This window comes from Simplicispira piscis (assembly GCF_054783455.1).
In genome coordinates this window covers 14,089-29,180 of sequence record NZ_BAAGQN010000026.1, presented here as the reverse complement: position 1 = coordinate 29,180, position 15,092 = coordinate 14,089, and the positions used below count along the sequence as shown (strand labels likewise).

At 65.4% G+C, this 15,092-nt stretch carries 15 protein-coding genes; 8 read left to right on the top strand and 7 right to left on the bottom strand.

The window, feature by feature from the left end:
- The first annotated feature begins 10 nt into the window (after positions 1 to 10).
- Entirely contained in the window at positions 11 to 1,102 is a 1,092-nt protein-coding gene (gene apbC, locus ACYVOC_RS16735; RefSeq protein WP_461162526.1) for an iron-sulfur cluster carrier protein ApbC, read from the top strand.
- Between the two features lie 14 nt (positions 1,103 to 1,116).
- Here the strand turns inward: apbC and ACYVOC_RS16730 are convergent, their stop codons facing one another.
- Positions 1,117 to 3,162 carry a sensor domain-containing diguanylate cyclase gene (locus ACYVOC_RS16730; RefSeq protein ID WP_461162525.1) on the bottom strand — a complete coding sequence of 682 codons (2,046 nt, stop codon included), beginning with the start codon at positions 3,160 to 3,162 and terminating at the stop codon, positions 1,117 to 1,119.
- A gap of 214 nt (positions 3,163 to 3,376) precedes the next feature.
- Between ACYVOC_RS16730 and ACYVOC_RS16725 the strand changes: the two genes are divergently transcribed.
- The 5 genes from ACYVOC_RS16725 (at position 3,377) to ACYVOC_RS16705 (ending at position 9,896) form a co-directional block, all read left to right on the top strand.
- Entirely contained in the window at positions 3,377 to 4,837 is a 1,461-nt protein-coding gene (locus ACYVOC_RS16725) for an ABC transporter substrate-binding protein (protein ID WP_461162524.1), read from the top strand.
- Positions 4,838 to 4,927: 90 nt separating this feature from the next.
- Positions 4,928 to 7,447: an ABC transporter permease gene (locus ACYVOC_RS16720; protein ID WP_116004617.1), complete on the top strand. Its 2,520-nt coding sequence runs from the start codon at positions 4,928 to 4,930 to the stop codon at positions 7,445 to 7,447.
- Between the two features lie 59 nt (positions 7,448 to 7,506).
- On the top strand, positions 7,507 to 7,911 hold the full coding sequence (locus ACYVOC_RS16715; protein ID WP_116004616.1) for a group II truncated hemoglobin: 405 nt from the start codon (positions 7,507 to 7,509) through the stop codon (positions 7,909 to 7,911).
- A gap of 139 nt (positions 7,912 to 8,050) precedes the next feature.
- Positions 8,051 to 8,644, top strand: a complete 594-nt coding sequence (locus ACYVOC_RS16710) for a LemA family protein (protein WP_461162523.1) — start codon at positions 8,051 to 8,053, stop codon at positions 8,642 to 8,644.
- Between the two features lie 133 nt (positions 8,645 to 8,777).
- Entirely contained in the window at positions 8,778 to 9,896 is a 1,119-nt protein-coding gene (locus ACYVOC_RS16705) for a M48 family metalloprotease (protein ID WP_461162522.1), read from the top strand.
- 189 nt (positions 9,897 to 10,085) lie between these two features.
- Here the strand turns inward: ACYVOC_RS16705 and ACYVOC_RS16700 are convergent, their stop codons facing one another.
- From ACYVOC_RS16700 to ACYVOC_RS16685, 4 genes are read right to left on the bottom strand one after another with little or no spacing between them, the layout of a single operon-like run.
- Positions 10,086 to 10,823, bottom strand: a complete 738-nt coding sequence (locus ACYVOC_RS16700; protein ID WP_116004613.1) for a succinate dehydrogenase iron-sulfur subunit — start codon at positions 10,821 to 10,823, stop codon at positions 10,086 to 10,088.
- A 33-nt stretch (positions 10,824 to 10,856) separates the two neighbouring features.
- On the bottom strand, positions 10,857 to 11,204 hold the full coding sequence (gene sdhD, locus ACYVOC_RS16695; RefSeq protein ID WP_116004612.1) for a succinate dehydrogenase, hydrophobic membrane anchor protein: 348 nt from the start codon (positions 11,202 to 11,204) through the stop codon (positions 10,857 to 10,859).
- Positions 11,201 to 11,593 (bottom strand): succinate dehydrogenase, cytochrome b556 subunit, encoded by a 393-nt coding sequence (sdhC, locus tag ACYVOC_RS16690; RefSeq protein WP_461162521.1) that lies wholly within the window; start codon positions 11,591 to 11,593, stop codon positions 11,201 to 11,203. The genes sdhD and sdhC overlap by 4 nt, the downstream gene beginning before the upstream one ends.
- A gap of 39 nt (positions 11,594 to 11,632) precedes the next feature.
- Positions 11,633 to 12,085 carry a CBS domain-containing protein gene (locus ACYVOC_RS16685; RefSeq protein WP_461162520.1) on the bottom strand — a complete coding sequence of 151 codons (453 nt, stop codon included), beginning with the start codon at positions 12,083 to 12,085 and terminating at the stop codon, positions 11,633 to 11,635.
- A gap of 218 nt (positions 12,086 to 12,303) precedes the next feature.
- Between ACYVOC_RS16685 and ACYVOC_RS16680 the strand changes: the two genes are divergently transcribed.
- A complete protein-coding gene (locus ACYVOC_RS16680) occupies positions 12,304 to 12,642 on the top strand; it encodes a hypothetical protein (protein ID WP_461162519.1) in 339 nt (112 codons plus the stop codon).
- Between the two features lie 158 nt (positions 12,643 to 12,800).
- Here ACYVOC_RS16680 and ACYVOC_RS16675 read toward each other — a convergent pair whose 3' ends face one another.
- Both ACYVOC_RS16675 and radC read right to left on the bottom strand, forming a co-directional pair.
- On the bottom strand, positions 12,801 to 13,451 hold the full coding sequence (locus ACYVOC_RS16675) for a Smr/MutS family protein (protein WP_461162536.1): 651 nt from the start codon (positions 13,449 to 13,451) through the stop codon (positions 12,801 to 12,803).
- A gap of 281 nt (positions 13,452 to 13,732) precedes the next feature.
- The gene (radC, locus tag ACYVOC_RS16670) at positions 13,733 to 14,434 is read right to left on the bottom strand and encodes a RadC family protein (protein ID WP_461162518.1); all 702 of its coding nucleotides are present in this window, start codon (positions 14,432 to 14,434) and stop codon (positions 13,733 to 13,735) included.
- Positions 14,435 to 14,491: 57 nt separating this feature from the next.
- Here radC and ACYVOC_RS16665 point away from each other — a divergent pair, with 57 nt between their 5' ends.
- On the top strand, positions 14,492 to 14,944 hold the full coding sequence (locus tag ACYVOC_RS16665) for an FKBP-type peptidyl-prolyl cis-trans isomerase (RefSeq protein ID WP_116004608.1): 453 nt from the start codon (positions 14,492 to 14,494) through the stop codon (positions 14,942 to 14,944).
- Positions 14,945 to 15,092 lie beyond the last annotated feature (148 nt).

The window sequence follows — 15,092 nt, the reverse complement described above, 5'->3', positions numbered from 1 at the left end:
AGAGATTGGAATGGCTATCACCGAACAAAGCCTCATGGCGGCCCTTAGCACCGTGCTGGATCCGCTTACCGGCCAGGATTTTGTCAGCACCCGGGCACTGCGCAACCTGCAGATCGTCAACGCTGCTGTGGTTTTTGACGTGGAGCTGGGGTACTCGGCCAGAAGCCAGGAGCCCGCCTTGCGCGAGCGCCTGGAGGCGGCGGCCCGCACCGTGCCTGGTGTGCAGAGCGTGCGCGTGAACCTCACCACCAAAGTGGTGGCCCATGCCGTGCAGCGCGGCGTGCAGTTGCTGCCCGGTGTGAAGAACATTGTGGCCGTGGCCTCGGGCAAGGGCGGCGTGGGCAAAAGCACCACGGCAGCCAACCTGGCGCTGGCGCTGGCGGCCGAGGGTGCGCGCGTGGGCCTGCTGGATGCCGACATTTACGGCCCCAGCCAGCCCATGATGATGGGCATTGACCGCAAGCCCGAAAGCCTGGACGGCAAGACCATGGAGCCGCTTGTGAACCACGGCGTGCAGGTCATGTCCATCGGCTTCTTGGTCGACCAGGACCAGGCAATGATTTGGCGCGGCCCCATGGCCACGCAGGCGCTTGAACAATTGCTGCGCCAGACGAACTGGAAAGACCTGGACTATCTCATCGTGGACATGCCGCCCGGCACCGGCGACATCCAGCTCACGCTGAGCCAGCGCGTGCCCATCACCGGCGCCGTTATCGTGACCACGCCGCAGGACATCGCCCTGCTTGATGCGAAGAAAGGCATCAAGATGTTCGAGAAGGTGGGCGTTCCCATCCTGGGCATCGTCGAAAACATGGCGGTGCATGTGTGCTCGAACTGTGGCCACGCTGAACATATTTTTGGTGAAGGCGGCGGGCGCCGGATGGCGCAGGACTACGGCATGGACTACCTGGGCGCGCTGCCGCTGGACATCAAGATCCGTCTGCAGGCAGACAGCGGCCAGCCCACCGTGGTGGCCGATCCTGCAGGCGAGATTGCGCAAATTTACGGCCAGGTGGCGCGCGGCGTAGCGGCAAAAATCGCGCAGCAGTCCAAGGATTTTTCGTCGAAGTTTCCCACCATCTCGGTCAGCAAAAGTACCTGACCCGACCCCGTGCCTCAACCGGGCGCGGGCGCGGGCGCCTGCAGGCCGTTGGGTTCGAACGAGGCGACTTGGTCGCGCCCCGACTGCTTGGCGCGGTAAAGAGCCGCGTCGGCCTGCTCGAACAGGTGCCGCGCGGCATCGCGGGCCGATGCCGGATGGCTGGTGTGCGGCATGCCCGGCACAGCGGTGAAGGCGGGTAGGGCGCTGGCCGAACCGATGCTGACGGTGACCTGCGGCCGCCCCTGCGCGGCAAGGTGCTCGATGTTCATGGCCCGCACGGCATCGCACAGGCGTTGGCCGATAGCGGTGGCCTGGGTGCCATCGGTGTCAGGCAGCAGCACGGCAAACTCCTCACCGCCATAACGTGCCACCAGATCCCCTACGCGGCCGATGGACTGTGACAACGCCTGCGCCACCCGCTGCAGACACAGGTCGCCCGCCACATGGCCGTAATGGTCGTTGTAGGCCTTGAAATGGTCCACGTCGATCATCAACAGGGACAGCGGTGCCCCACTGCGCAAGGCGCGATTCCATTCCATTGCCACGGCTTCGTCCAGCGCCAGCCGGTTGGCGATATGGGTGAGCGGGTCTTGACGTACCTGGGCCTCCAGGGCCGCGCGGTAGGTGGCGAGTTTTTCCTCCCCCTGCCTGCGCTCGGTGACGTCCTGTACGGTACCGGTCATGCGTGCGACAGGCTTCTGGCCAGCATCGCTTTCATATTCAGCCCAGACCTGGACCCATCGGACATGCCGGTCGCTGGCCCGGCGGATGCGGTACTGGGTGCGCAGGCCGGTGCGTTCGGTCATGGCGCGGGCATGCTCTTCCAGCGTCTTTTTGCGATCATCGGGGTGTATCAGGCCGATCCACTGGCGCCGTGACATGGCGCTGCCCAGCGACAGCCCAAAGATGGTGCAGGCCATGCCCGACATGAAAAAGGAATGCTGGGTTGCATCGTAGGAGAAGTAGCCGACCTCGGCTGCTTTTTGCGCACTTTCCAGCCAGCGCATATTGCGCTGCAGATCCTTCTTGAGAGCGCGCTCGCGTTGCCAGGCGCGCCGTTGCCAGAATACGGCAAACGATCCTGCGATCAGCAGCCCCAGGCTGATGGGGAGGCTCAAAGCCAGCCATTCGCGCACGCGCATGTCCGTAAAGGCTTCGGCGACATCAATCTTTGACACCATGAACCACGGTGAGTCGGGGACAGCGCTCACCATTGCTAGCACCTCCTCACCCCGGTAGTCACGTCCATAGATGATGCCGCGTACCCCGGTGACCGCTTGTACCGCCGGATCTTCGCTGTGCGAGATCGGAAGGCGCAGGGATTGCGGCGCGTTGTTGTAGTGCCGCAGTGGGCTGACAAAACGCACCTCGTTGCCGTCGCGCTGCACGATAGCGGACTCTGCTGACCTGCTTGGCGTGGGCCAGAGTTCCAGCAGTGGGTAGAGCGAGGTGCGGACATCGCTCACCAGCCAGATGGCGCCCAAGGGCTCGATGCCGTCGAAAATGGGGGCCATCAAACCGGAAAAAGGGAAAGCAAAAAAATTGCTCTGGCGCGGCTCCAGCATGACTGGTTGGGCCTGTGCCAAGGCGCTGTGCAGCGCCAGCAACTCGGGGTCGGGCAGGCGACCCTGCACGCTGTCGGCTGGTGTGAGCCGCAGCATGCCTTGCGTGTCCACCAGGTACACGGCGGTATAGCGGGCGCGCTCCTGCAAAATGCGCAGACGGGCCACGATGTCTGCGCTCGGTGCGCTTCCTGGCGATGCCAACCAAGCTGCGACCGCGTGGGCCAACAGGCTGTCATCGCTCAGCGCCATGGCGTCGGACATTCTCCGGTCGCGCCAGTCGGCCACGCTGCGGGCCTGCAACTGGCTGATGGCCTGCAGTTCGCGTTCGATTTGGTGGCGCTGGCGTTGCTCGCGCTCCTGGTAGAGGACGTTCGCGCCCCACAGAATCAAACCCAGTGCCAGAAAGGCCAGCAGGGCCGAGGACACCCCCAGCGGTGCGGCCGTCCACAACCGCCGTCCGGCAGTGCGTGGGGTCTGGGCGTGGGATGAGGGCATGGCTACCGGTGACGCAAGGCAGGATTCAAAAGAGCGAATGGAGTGGCAGGCAAGTCCTGCCGTGGGTGTTTGAATCGCGTCAGGATACTATGTCACACTTTGTTTCTCTCTCGTGGGGCTGCCCTGGCGCCTTTCACGCGGGATTTTATTGCTTGACACGAACGGAGACCCAGTGCAGCTCACACGGCGAACCCTGGCTTGTGCCGGGGCCTCCATGGCCGGATTGGCCCTGGCCGGTGCCAGCGGGCAAGCGCTGGCCCAATCTGCGCCGCGCGCTCTGGTCATCAACATCTCGCTGGAGCCTGACGGCCTGGACCCCACCAGCGCAGCCGCCGCTTCCATTGGCGAGGTGGTGCACTACAACGTACTCGAAGGTCTGACACGGATCGAGGAAAGTGGCGCCACATCGCCCCTGCTGGCGCAGGCGTGGGAGATGTCCGCCGACGGTAAAACCTACACTTTCCACTTGCAGCCGGGCGTGCGCTTCCATGACGGTGCTGCCTTTGATGCCGCCGCCGTGCTGTTCACCTTTGAGCGTGCCAAGGCGCCGGATTCTCGCAACAAGGCGCGCAAGGCCCTGTTCGACAATATGGCCAGCGTCACCGCGCCTGATCCGCTCACCGTGGTGCTGCAATTGCACCGCGCCGATGGCAATACGCTGTTCCGCCTGGGCGAGAGCACCGCCGTCATCCTGCACCCGGCCAGTGCCGCGCAGGCGGCGCGCCACCCCGTGGGAACGGGGCCTTACCGGCTGGAACATTGGGACAAGGGCAGCAGCATCACCCTGACCAAACACGAGGCGTACCGCCGTGCAGCGCAGGTGCGGGTCGAAAAAGCGGTGTTCCGTTTCGTCAACGGCCCGGATGACCAAGTGGGCATGGTCCAGTCGGGCGAAGTGGATGTGCTGTTCAACTTTGCCACGCAAAACGTTGGCCGCCTGGAGGTGTACAAGCACTACCAGGTGCTGATCGGGGCATCCAGCGGTAAAGGCATGCTGGCCCTGAACCACCGGCGCAAACCCCTGGGCGATGTGCGCATGCGCCGCGCCATCAGCCACGCCATCGACCGCGAGTCATTCATCCGTGCGGTGCTCGACGGGCGAGGCAAGGCCATTGGCAGCCATTTTTCGCCGACCGATGCCGGCTATGTGCACTTGGCAGGCATGTACCCCTACGATCCCAGCCGTAGCCGGGCTTTAATGAAAGAAGCGGGTGTCCAGACCCCCTTGAAAATGACGTTGACCCTGCCGCCCACACCCTACGCCCGTGCGGGCGGACCGGTGCTGGCGGCCAGCCTGGCCAAGGTAGGTATCGTGCTCAAGCTGGAGCAGGTGGAGTGGCCGCAGTGGCTGGCCGGCGCCTTCAAGGGCCAGTTCGACATGACGCTCATCAACCATGTCGAGCCGCTGGACTACCAGATCTACACCGACCCGGCGTACTACTTTGGCTACGACAGCCAACCTTTCCGGGACTTGGTTGAACGCCACGCCGCCAGCGTCAATGCCCGCGAGCGCCAGATCCTCTTTGTGGAAATCCAGCGCTACCTGGCAATGGACGCCGTAAATGCCTGGATCTTTGCGCCCCAGGTCAGCACCGTGGTGCGCAAGGGTATCAAGGGCGTGTGGATGAACTACCCGATCTTTGCCCACGACATTGCCGCCATGCGCTGGGAGTAAAAGCGGGCTCCAGGCCCGCGCCTGTCGCCTAGGCACGCAAAGCCCCGCGCCGTCACCGTGCGGGGGTATTTGCGCTAAGGTAAGCGCCCTATGAATCTGATGACTGTCCAACTGGGCTGGCGCACGCTGCTGCGCGATCTGCGCGCGGGTGAATTGCGCCTTTTGGCCGTGGCCGTGACGCTGGCCGTGGCTGCGTTGACCTCGGTGGCCTTTTTTGCCGACCGGCTGCAGGGCGGGCTGCAGCGTGATGCCTTGCAGATCCTGGGCGGCGATGCCGTGGTGGCCAGTGACAACCCCACGCCCGAGGCCTTTGTGCAGCGCGCCCGGGCCCTGGGCTTGCAGACGGTAACCACCATGGGTTTCCCCACCATGGGGCGCGCTGGCGACGCCCAGGGTGGCGCCAGCCGCCTGGTGGCTTTCAAGAGCGTGCAGAGCGGTTACCCGCTGCGCGGCAGCCTGACCGTGGCCCTGGCGCCCGGTGGCCCAGAGCAGGTCACGCGCGACATTCCTGCGCCGGGCGAGGTGTGGGTGGATGCGCCGTTGCTCGACGCACTCGGTCTGGCGGTGGGCGATGCCCTGCTGCTGGGCGATGCGCAATTGCGCATTGCGCGCATCATCGTGATCGAGCCCGATCGGGGCGCCGGCTTCATGTCCTTTGCGCCGCGCGTCATGGTGAACGAAGCCGATGTGCCTGCCACCGGCCTGGTGCAGCCCGCAAGCCGCCTCACCTACCGCTTCGCAGTGGCTGGCGAGCCAGGGCCTGTGCGTGCGTTCATGCAGTGGGCGGAAAAAGAAGTCACCCAACCCGGCGTGCACGGCGTACGCCTCGAATCCCTGGAGTCGGGCCGCCCCGAGATGAAACAGACGCTGGACCGCGCCCAGAAATTCCTCAGCCTGGTGGCCCTGCTGGCCGCGCTGCTGTCGGCCGTGGCCGTGGCGCTGGCCGCGCGGGGGTTTGCGGCGGGCCATCTTGACGCCTCGGCCATGCTGCGCGTGCTGGGGCAAAGCCAGCGCATCATCGCCTGGAGCTACGCCATCGAATTCATTCTGGTGGGCCTGGCGGCCAGCGTGCTGGGCGTGCTGCTGGGCTTTGCCGTGCACCATGTGTTTGTGCTGCTGCTGGCGGGGCTGGTCGAATCGGCCCTGCCGTCGGCCAGCGCCTGGCCTGCTGCGCTGGGTTTGGGCGTGGGCCTGACGCTGCTGCTGGCCTTTGGCCTGCCGCCCGTGCTGCAGCTGGCCCAGGTGCCACCGCTGCGCGTGATCCGGCGCGACATGGGCGCGCTGCGCCCCGCATCGCTGGTGGTGCTGGGCCTGGGGGTGGCCGGTTTTGCCGCGCTGTTGCTGGTGGTCAGCAGTGACATCCGGCTGGGTCTGATCGCCGTGGGGGGCTTTGCCGTGGCGGTGGCGGTGTTTGCCCTGCTGAGCTGGCTGGCCGTGCTGCTGCTGCGCCGCAGCGTGAACGAGGCCACGGCGCCGCGCTGGCTGGTTTTGGCCACGCGGCAGATATCCGCCCGCCCGGCCTATGCGGTGGTGCAGGTCAGCAGCCTGGCTGTGGGCCTGCTGGCGCTGGTGCTGCTGGTGCTGCTGCGCACCGACCTGATCGACAGCTGGCGCCAGGCCACACCGCCCGATGCACCCAATCGCTTCGTCATCAACATCCAGCCCGACCAGGAGCGCGCCTTTCAGCAAACCCTGCAGGAAGCGGGCGTGCGCCGGTACGACTGGTATCCCATGATCCGCGGCCGTCTGGTGGCGGTCAACGGCCAGTCCATCGGGCCCGAAAGCTATACCGAAGACCGTGCCCAGCGCCTGGTCGAGCGGGAATTCAATCTGTCGAACGCCGCCGAGCAGCCCCCGCACAACGAAGTGATCGCCGGCCGCTGGACGCCGGGCGAACAAGGTGCCGCGAGTGTGGAGGAGGGCCTGGCCAAAACCCTGGGCCTCAAGCTGGGCGATACCCTGCGCTTTGACATGGCGGGCGTGCTGCACGAGGTGCGCATCACCTCGCTGCGCAAGGTGGACTGGGGCTCGATGCACGCCAACTTCTTCGTCATGTTCCCGGTGGACCACTTGGAAAACGTGGCAGTGACCTACCTTGCCGCGTATCGCGCTCCGACGACGGCGGGTTTTGACAACGCCCTGGTGCGCCAGTACCCCAACGTCACCAACGTGGACATGGCGGCCACGCTGGCACAGGTGCAGCGCGTGCTGGACCAGGTGGTGCGTGCAGTGGAATTTTTGTTCGGCTTCACCCTGGCTGCTGGTCTGGTGGTGCTGTTTGCTGCGGTGACGGCTACACGCGAAGAGCGGGCGCGCGAGTACGCCATCATGCGGGCCCTGGGCGCGCGCGCCAGCCTGTTGCGCGACGTGCAACGCGCCGAACTGGCGGGCGTGGGCCTGCTGGCCGGTGTGCTAGCCAGTGGCGTGGCGGTGGTCGTCGGCTGGGCGCTGGCGCGCTTCGTGTTCGAATTCACCTGGACCGCTTCGCCGCTGGTGCCTTTGGCCGGTGGCCTGGCCGGTGCCGTGTTGGCCCTGCTCGCGGGCTGGTGGGGGTTGCGCGAAGTGCTGCAGCGCCCCGTGATGGACACCCTGCGCCGCGCGGCCGAGTGATTGGTATTGTTTTTATAGCTTCTGGCGCTTGATGGTATTGGGCTAGAGCCTGTTTTGATATGAATTCTGAAGACGTTGTTTCTGAATCCACACCGTTCGAGCGCATTGGTGGCGAGGCCCCCGTGCGTGCCGTGGTCGATCGCTTCTACGATCTGATGGACCTGGAGCCCGGCTACGCCGAACTGCGCGCCACCCACGGCAGCACGCTCGATGATGCGCGCGACAAGCTGTTCTGGTTTCTGTGCGGCTGGCTGGGCGGGCCCGACCACTACCAGGAGCGCTTTGGCCACCCGCGCCTGCGTGCAAGGCACCTGCCGTTTGCCATTGGCGTGAAAGAGCGCGACCAGTGGGTGGCCTGCATGGACCAGGCCATGGGCGAATGCGCCACTCCCGAAGCCCTGCGCCAGCGCCTGCGCGAGAGTTTTTTCAAGACTGCTGACTGGATGCGCAACAAGGGCCTCTGACGCCGAAGCAGCTGATTGCTATTGTTAATGTAGCTATTGGCGCTTGATGGTAGGCCGCTGGAGGCAAAAAACTATCAAATTTTCTGCCGAAGCGAACAGGTTCTAAGATAGGGCACCAAAAAATTCAAGGAGGTGGAGCATGTCTGTCGCTGCGTGGATCGTGCTGGGTCTGGTGGTCGTTGTGGCGCTGTGGGCTGTCTCGGCCTACAACCGGCTGGTGGAATTGCGCAACCGCATCGCCAACGCCTTTGGCCAGATCGATGTGCAGCTCAAGCGCCGTTACGACCTGATTCCCAACCTGGTGGAAGTGGCGCGCGGTTACCTGCAGCACGAGGCCTCCACGCTCGAAGCCGTCATCCAGGCCCGGGGCCAGGCGCAGGGCGCGGCCGCCGCAGCCCGCGTGGCGCCCACCAACGCCGGTGCGGTGGGCGCGCTGGCCGTGGCCGAAAGCGCTTTGGGCGCCAGCCTGGGGCGGCTGATGGTGGTGTCCGAACGCTACCCGGATCTCAAGGCCGATGCCACCATGCAGTCACTCAGCGAAGAGCTGGCCAGCACCGAAAACCGCGTGGGTTTCGCCCGCCAGGCGTTCAACGACCAGGTGCTGGACTTCAACAACGCCGCCCAGCAGTTCCCCGCGCTCATTGTTGCGCGGCTGGCGGGTTTTGCGCCCGCTTCCATGCTCGAATCCACCCGCAGCGAGGAAGAGCGCAGCGCCCCCCAGGTGAAGTTCTGATTTCATTTCCAAATCACCCGTGTCGTTGTTGCTTGGCCTTGTCGTGCTGCAGCACTGCCTGCGGTTTTGCGCCTAGACACGAATAATTTGGAAGCGAAATGAACGACCTTGCCTCCCAGCATCCATCCCGCCCATGAAGTTCTGGGACCAACAGCACAGCGCCCGCAGCGAAACACGCCGCCTGCTACTGGCCTTCGCGCTGGCCGTGGCCGTGCTGGTGCTGGCGGTGCATGGCGCGCTGGTGCTGGCCTGGTGGATCATGTCGGCCCTGCTGCCCGTGCACCTGCCTTTTCCGGCGGGTTTTTTGGCGGCCAATGTGGGCGTGTCTTTCATGCTGGTGCTGGGCGGCTGGTGGGTCGAGACGTCCAACCTGCGCGCCGGTGGCGTGAAACTGGCGCAGCGCGTGGGGGCGCGCGAGCTGCGCCCCTCGGTCACCCATGCCGAGCAGCGTCTGGCCAATGTGGTCGATGAGCTGTGCATTGCCGCCCACATGCCGCGTCCCCAGGTCATGGTGCTGCCCCGCACCGACGCCATCAACGCCTTTGCCGCCGGTTGGGATGAAGCCGATGCGGTGGTCGCCGTCACCCAGGGCGCGCTCGACCACCTTACCCGCGAGGAACTGCAGGGCATGGTGGCGCACGAGCTTTCCCACCTGCATGAGGGCGACACGCGCCTGAAGATGCGCTTGGCCGGCATGGTGTTCGGGCTGGAGCTGGTCTACAACTTTGGCGAGGAGATGCGCGAGCGCGGTGGCCTGGCCTGGTGGTTTGGCTCGGCCATCATGCTGGCGGGCCTCGCCGGCTGGCTGACGGGCCAGATCCTCAAGGCGGCGGTGTCGCGTCAGCGCGAATACCTGGCCGACGCCCGCGCCGTGCAGTGGACGCGCAGCAAGGACGGCCTGGGCGGTGTGCTGCGCAAGGTGCTGGGCCAGCGCCAGGCAGTCCAGCGTGCGGGACAGCAAGAGCCGCGCCGCAATGCCCTGGCGCACCCCAGCGTGCAGCACATGCTGCTCGTAGACGTGGAAACCACCGGGCGCTGGAGTGAAGGCATGGCCGCGCGCCTTGCCGGTCGGCTCGATTCCCACCCCAGCCTCGAAGACCGTGTGCAGCGCGTCTATGGTCGGCGCATGGCGCCACTGCCGCTGACTCCGGTGAATGAGCCGCCCGAGCGCGCGCATCCATCGTCTGGCGCTGAGATTCAGGCGGGTCAGCCTTCGCTGGCTTCATTGGTGGATCCTTTTGCACGTCTGTGACCCAGCCTGCTCTGGTCTCATGAAAGAGACGCTCTGCGCCAGCAGGTCTGTTGTTTGTGACGGGCACCAGAGGGGGGATCGGTATTCGTTTCACCGCAGGCAACTTTCAGCCACGCGCCAGTGCGATGCTTCGGTCGACCTCCGATTGCATGCCCGATGAATCCATCCAGGAACCGCAGACGGAGACCGTCAGGTGGCGGGGCGCACCGGATGCGTAGGCAGCGCGCCGCTGTCTCCGGTGTCTTTGATCATCTTTAACCGGATCATCTCAATGGCGTGCGACGGTTCCAGTCCTTTGGGGCAGACCTCGGAGCAGTTCATGATGGTGCGGCAGCGAAACAGACGGTAGGCATCGTTCAGGTCGTCCAGCCGATCTTTGGTTGTGGTGTCGCGGCTGTCGAAGATAAAGCGGTAGGCCTGTATCAAACCCGCAGGCCCGACGAACTTGTCCGGGTTCCACCAGAACGAAGGGCATTGGCTGCTGCAGCAGGCGCACAAAATGCACTCATACGCGCCGTTGAGTTTTTCCCGATCTGCGGGCGACTGCAGGCGCTCTTTTTCAGGGGGCGGCTGGTCGTTGACGAGGTAGGGCTTGATGGAGTGGTACTGTTTGAAGAAGTGGGTCATGTCCACGATCAGGTCGCGCACGATCGGAAAACTCGGCAAGGGCCGCAGCACCACCGGTTCTTTCAGGTCACGCACCCGGGTGATGCAGGCCAGGCCGTTGCGGCCGTTGATGTTCATGGCGTCCGATCCGCACACGCCTTCGCGGCAGGATTTGCGCATCGACAGGGTGGGGTCTTGCTCTTTGATGCGCAGCAGCACATCGAGCAGCATCCGGTCGCTGGGCAGGATGTCCATTGCATAGTCTTGCAGGTACGGTTTTTCATCCTTGTCAGGGTTGTAGCGTGAGATGGAGAATTTCATGACAGCCTCCGGCCATGTTGGTGGCCACGTTGCTCAAACATGCTGCAGTGCCAGCAGCCAGGCCATGCTTGCCGCGCCGGCGCACAAGCCCAGCGCCACCAGTACCAACAATGCACGGCGCAAGCCCGCGGGGCGCGCATAGTCCAGCAGCACGTCGCGCAGCCCTACCCACATGTGCGCCAGCAGCGCGGCAAAAAACAGCGCCAGCGCCAGCGAGATGGCAGGGTGGCCCACCCAGCGCTTCCATTCGGCATAAGAGTGCAGCGGGTGCCACCCGAAGAACGCCAGCAGAGCCACCAGAAACAGCAGCATGTACACCGCACTGGTGCGTTGCACCAGCCAGGCCGGCAGACCGGTGGGGCCCGTGTGGTGGGGCGTCATGGCAAAACCCCCAGCGCCAGCAAAGCCAGCGCTGCGGCGGTCAGGTTCACGGCCCAGGCGCTGCGCCGCGCCTTGTGCAAGGTCGAGCCGATGTTGATGTCGGTCAGCATGTGGCGTACCCCGGCCAGCACATGGTGGGCCAAGGCCCACACCAGCACGGCCACCACCGCCTGGACGGCGCGGTGGTGCAGCAGCCCCATCACCTGCGCAAAACCCTCTTCACCGCCGAGCGAGCGCCACAGCAGAAACATGCCCAGCGGCACCCCCGCTGCCAGCACAACGCCGGACAGGCGGTGCAGGATGGAGGTGATGGCGCCGACCGGCATCTGGATCTGCAGCAGATTCAGAAACAGGGGCCGTGGCAGAGGGCGTGCGTGCGGTTTTTCCATGATCAATCCCATCCTGTCAAAAGGTCAGAAGGGCGTGGGTTAGTGGTAGCCCACGCCCATCACGTAATCGAACAGCAGCGACTGCTCATATTCCCCCTCGGCCACCAGGGCGCGCAGGGCGTCGCGTGCGTTGACAACGCCCAATGGGCGTTTGTGGGGGTCGAGCACCGGCACATGAACCAGGCCGTGCTCCTGCATCCTGGTGAGCACGTCCGACAACAATGCGGTGGGCTCGCAGCAAATGACATCCGTCGTCATGAGTGCGCTGGCCAGCGTGTGGCAGGCGCTGCCCATGCAATGGCCGATCTGCCGCACGATGTCGCTTTTGCTGATGACCCCTGCCATCGCACCATCCGGGTGGCACACCACCACCAGGCCGATGTGCGTCTCCGACAGCCGCTGCGCTGCTTGCAGCAGCGGCGTCTGCAGCGTGACCGTGGCGAGCCGTGAATGCATGACGGCATTGAGATGGGTGACCCGCAAGGTGTGCATCGGATGAATCTCCAGTCTGCTCTGCTTTCGGACGGTGCGCCCCGCGATTTGGTAGGCCGCCGCTCATTGTTCCGCACGCAAAGGCCCCTCAACGTAGGCATTGGCCGCGTCCTTGTCAAATGCAGCAATGCGGTTGTGGGTATTCAATGGCGCTTGGAAAGTATCTGAAAGAGCGGAACACTGTCTCTGTTGGCCCTGTCATTTTTGAAAGCAAGCCTATGCCACATCCTGCATCGAAAAACCTGGAAAACGCACGGCACCGACCAGGGGCGCCGTCGCCATGGGAGAACGATCGCCCGGGTGGGGATGGCGACGCCGGGGGCACAAGCGGCGGCGTGCCTCCACTCAGTAACGCAGAGCTGGTGCAGTTGCAGATTCGGGTGATTGCACTGGAAAACCTGGTGGTCGCCCTGCTGGCCCGTGCACCCGGCGAGCAGCTGGAGCTGGTGCGCGACATTGCCGCGTCCATCTTTCCGCGGCCTGGTGTGGAGCACCGTTTGACGATGCATGCCACCGCGCAAATGGAGCATCTGGCGCAGCGCTCTCTGCGTTTATAAGGCCGTTGCCTGCCACGGCTGCACGGTATAGAGAAGTTGCCGTTCACCAAAATGAATAGCTGTAAGCGCTTTGCTGGCGGGCGTTGGATGCCTATTTGGCTATAAATCCAGGAGACGCAGATTTCATCGGAGGGATGGGGCGCGGGTGGGGTTGTGCGTCAAGCGCGGTGCGGCCCTGCAGGCACCAGCAGCACCACCAGCGCACCGGCGCCGCCCTCGGCCGGGCGCGCCTGCACAAAGGCCAGCACCTCGCGTTTTTGCACCAGCCAGCGCTGCACCCGGCCCTTGAGCACAGGCGTGCGACCCGGCGAGCCCAATCCCTTGCCATGCACCACGCGCACGCAGCGCAGGCCGCTCTTGTGGGCATAACGGATGAACTGGCCCAGCGCCTCGCGCGCCTCATCGGTGCGCAGGCCGTGCAGGTCGAGCTGGCGTTGAATGCTCCAGTGCCCGGCGCGCAGGCGCTGCGTGACTTCCACCCCGATGCCGGGGCGGCGAAAACTGAGCTGGTCGTCGGTGTCGAGCAGGGTGCTGACATCAAAGTCGTCGCTGATCGACTCTTGCAGCACCTGTTCTTCGTCCAGCCAGTGCTGCACTGGCAGCGGCGGCGTGGGTTTAAGTGCCATGGCGGCGAGGTTGGGGTGGCGCAGCGGCGTGACGGCGCCCACGCTGCGGCTGAACAGTTGGCGCTCGGCCTGCAGCCGGGCTGCAGCTTCGTGCTCTGCCTTGGCCTGTGCGGCAGCACGCTCTTGCTCCCGGCGCAAGTGCTGTGCCACGCTGGCCAGGTCTTGCCAATCGTCCAGGCGCAGGCTGGCGCGCCGTGCAGCGGGTGCGCTGCGCCGGATTTTGGCGGGCGAAGGGGGGCTTGGTGGTGGTGTTGTGCGTGGCCCCAGTGTGCGGCGCGTCTGCTGCGCAGCGTAGCGCGTGGCAGCGGCGGCGCGCCGCAGCGCCCGGGGTGTTTCTGGAGCCGCTGGCGGCGGTGGCAGAGGTGTCGCTGGGGTGGTGCCGGTGTACGCCGGTTGTTGGGCGGCCGCGCGCAGCAGCGCGGCGGCCAGTGCCCCCGACGCTGTGTGCGGTGGCTGTGGCGGCGTCACACCAGCCCTTTCTCGGCCATGGAAAGCGCCTGTCCCGGGGCCACGATGACGTGGTCGAGCACGCGCACATCCACCAGCGCCAGTGTGCTTTTCAGGGTTTGCGTCAGTGCCTCGTCGGCGCGGCTGGGCTGCACGCTGCCACTGGGGTGGTTGTGTGCCAGCACCACGGCAGCGGCCTGGTGGTGCAGGGCGCGCAGAACCACCTCGCGCGGGTACACGCTGGTCTGCGTGAGGGTGCCCCGGAACAACTCTTCCAGGGCCAGCAGGCGGTGCTGGCTGTCCAGAAACAGCACGGCGAATACCTCGTGCTCCTTGTGCGCCAAATGCAGCTGCAGGTAGTGCTTGACGGCGTCGGGCGAGTCAAAGGCTTCGCGCTCGCGCAGTTGCTGGGCCAGGGCGCGGCGCGCCAGTTCCAGTACGGCCACCAGTTCGGCGCGCTTGGCCGGCCCCAGGCCCTTGATGCGGGCCAGGTCGGCCAGGCTGGTGTGCAAGAGCCCGGCGATGCCGCCAAAACCGCCGGATGCACCATTCTTGCCAGGGGGCTCCAGCAGCTCCTGCGCCATCTGCAGCACGCCCTTGCCCGCGATGCCGGTGCGCAGCAGCAGGGCCAGCAGCTCGGCGTCCGACAGCGCGGCGGGGCCGCGTGCCAGGAGCTTTTCGCGGGGCTGCGCGTCGAGGGGAAGGTCTTTCAGGGGCATGGCGGAGGGGTCGGTGTGGGGGCAACCGTAAAATGCTGCCAGTTTATCGAGGCACTCATGGCAACAGTTCAACCGGGTTCTTTCCTGACCCTGCATTACCGTCTGGCGGGTCCCGCCGGCGACGTCATCAACACCTTCGCCGACAAGCCGGCCACGCTCACGCTGGGCAACAGCGAGCTCTCGCCCGCCATGGAGCAGCGCCTGATGGGCTTGGCCGAGGGCGCACGCGCCACGTTCGAGCTGGCCCAGGGCGAGGCTTTTGGCGAGCGCAACCCCGACATGCAGCAGTGGGTGGGGCGCAAGCTGCTCGACGAAATGGGCGACCCCGACGAGCAGTACCACGTGGGCGAGGTGGTGGAATTTGCTACGCCCGACGGCATGGGCACCTACGCCGGGGTGGTGGTGCAGGTGGGCAATGCCGACAGTGCGCAGGCCCTGTTGATCGATTTCAACCACCCGCTGGCCGGGCAGCCTGTGACTTTTGAAGTGCACGTGATCGGCGTTTTGTGAAGCATCACCCCGTGCGGCTGCGCCGCTTCCTCCTTCTCTCGCTGCTTTCGCGCGGGAAGGGGGGACACCGCCAGCGCGGCGGGGCGGCCCTTGCGCGGCAGTCGCTGGCATGGACCCTGCCGGTTTCACAAGTTTGGGTCGGTGCGAA

Coding starts and splice junctions, on each gene's coding strand:
- apbC (WP_461162526.1), top strand. CDS start 11: ATGGCTATCACCGAACAAAGCCTCATGGCGGCCCTTAGCACCGTGCTG.
- ACYVOC_RS16730 (WP_461162525.1), bottom strand. CDS start 3,162: ATGCCCTCATCCCACGCCCAGACCCCACGCACTGCCGGACGGCGGTTG.
- ACYVOC_RS16725 (WP_461162524.1), top strand. CDS start 3,377: ATGGCCGGATTGGCCCTGGCCGGTGCCAGCGGGCAAGCGCTGGCCCAA.
- ACYVOC_RS16720 (WP_116004617.1), top strand. CDS start 4,928: ATGAATCTGATGACTGTCCAACTGGGCTGGCGCACGCTGCTGCGCGAT.
- ACYVOC_RS16715 (WP_116004616.1), top strand. CDS start 7,507: ATGAATTCTGAAGACGTTGTTTCTGAATCCACACCGTTCGAGCGCATT.
- ACYVOC_RS16710 (WP_461162523.1), top strand. CDS start 8,051: ATGTCTGTCGCTGCGTGGATCGTGCTGGGTCTGGTGGTCGTTGTGGCG.
- ACYVOC_RS16705 (WP_461162522.1), top strand. CDS start 8,778: ATGAAGTTCTGGGACCAACAGCACAGCGCCCGCAGCGAAACACGCCGC.
- ACYVOC_RS16700 (WP_116004613.1), bottom strand. CDS start 10,823: ATGAAATTCTCCATCTCACGCTACAACCCTGACAAGGATGAAAAACCG.
- sdhD (WP_116004612.1), bottom strand. CDS start 11,204: ATGACGCCCCACCACACGGGCCCCACCGGTCTGCCGGCCTGGCTGGTG.
- sdhC (WP_461162521.1), bottom strand. CDS start 11,593: ATGGAAAAACCGCACGCACGCCCTCTGCCACGGCCCCTGTTTCTGAAT.
- ACYVOC_RS16685 (WP_461162520.1), bottom strand. CDS start 12,085: ATGCACACCTTGCGGGTCACCCATCTCAATGCCGTCATGCATTCACGG.
- ACYVOC_RS16680 (WP_461162519.1), top strand. CDS start 12,304: ATGCCACATCCTGCATCGAAAAACCTGGAAAACGCACGGCACCGACCA.
- radC (WP_461162518.1), bottom strand. CDS start 14,434: ATGCCCCTGAAAGACCTTCCCCTCGACGCGCAGCCCCGCGAAAAGCTC.
- ACYVOC_RS16665 (WP_116004608.1), top strand. CDS start 14,492: ATGGCAACAGTTCAACCGGGTTCTTTCCTGACCCTGCATTACCGTCTG.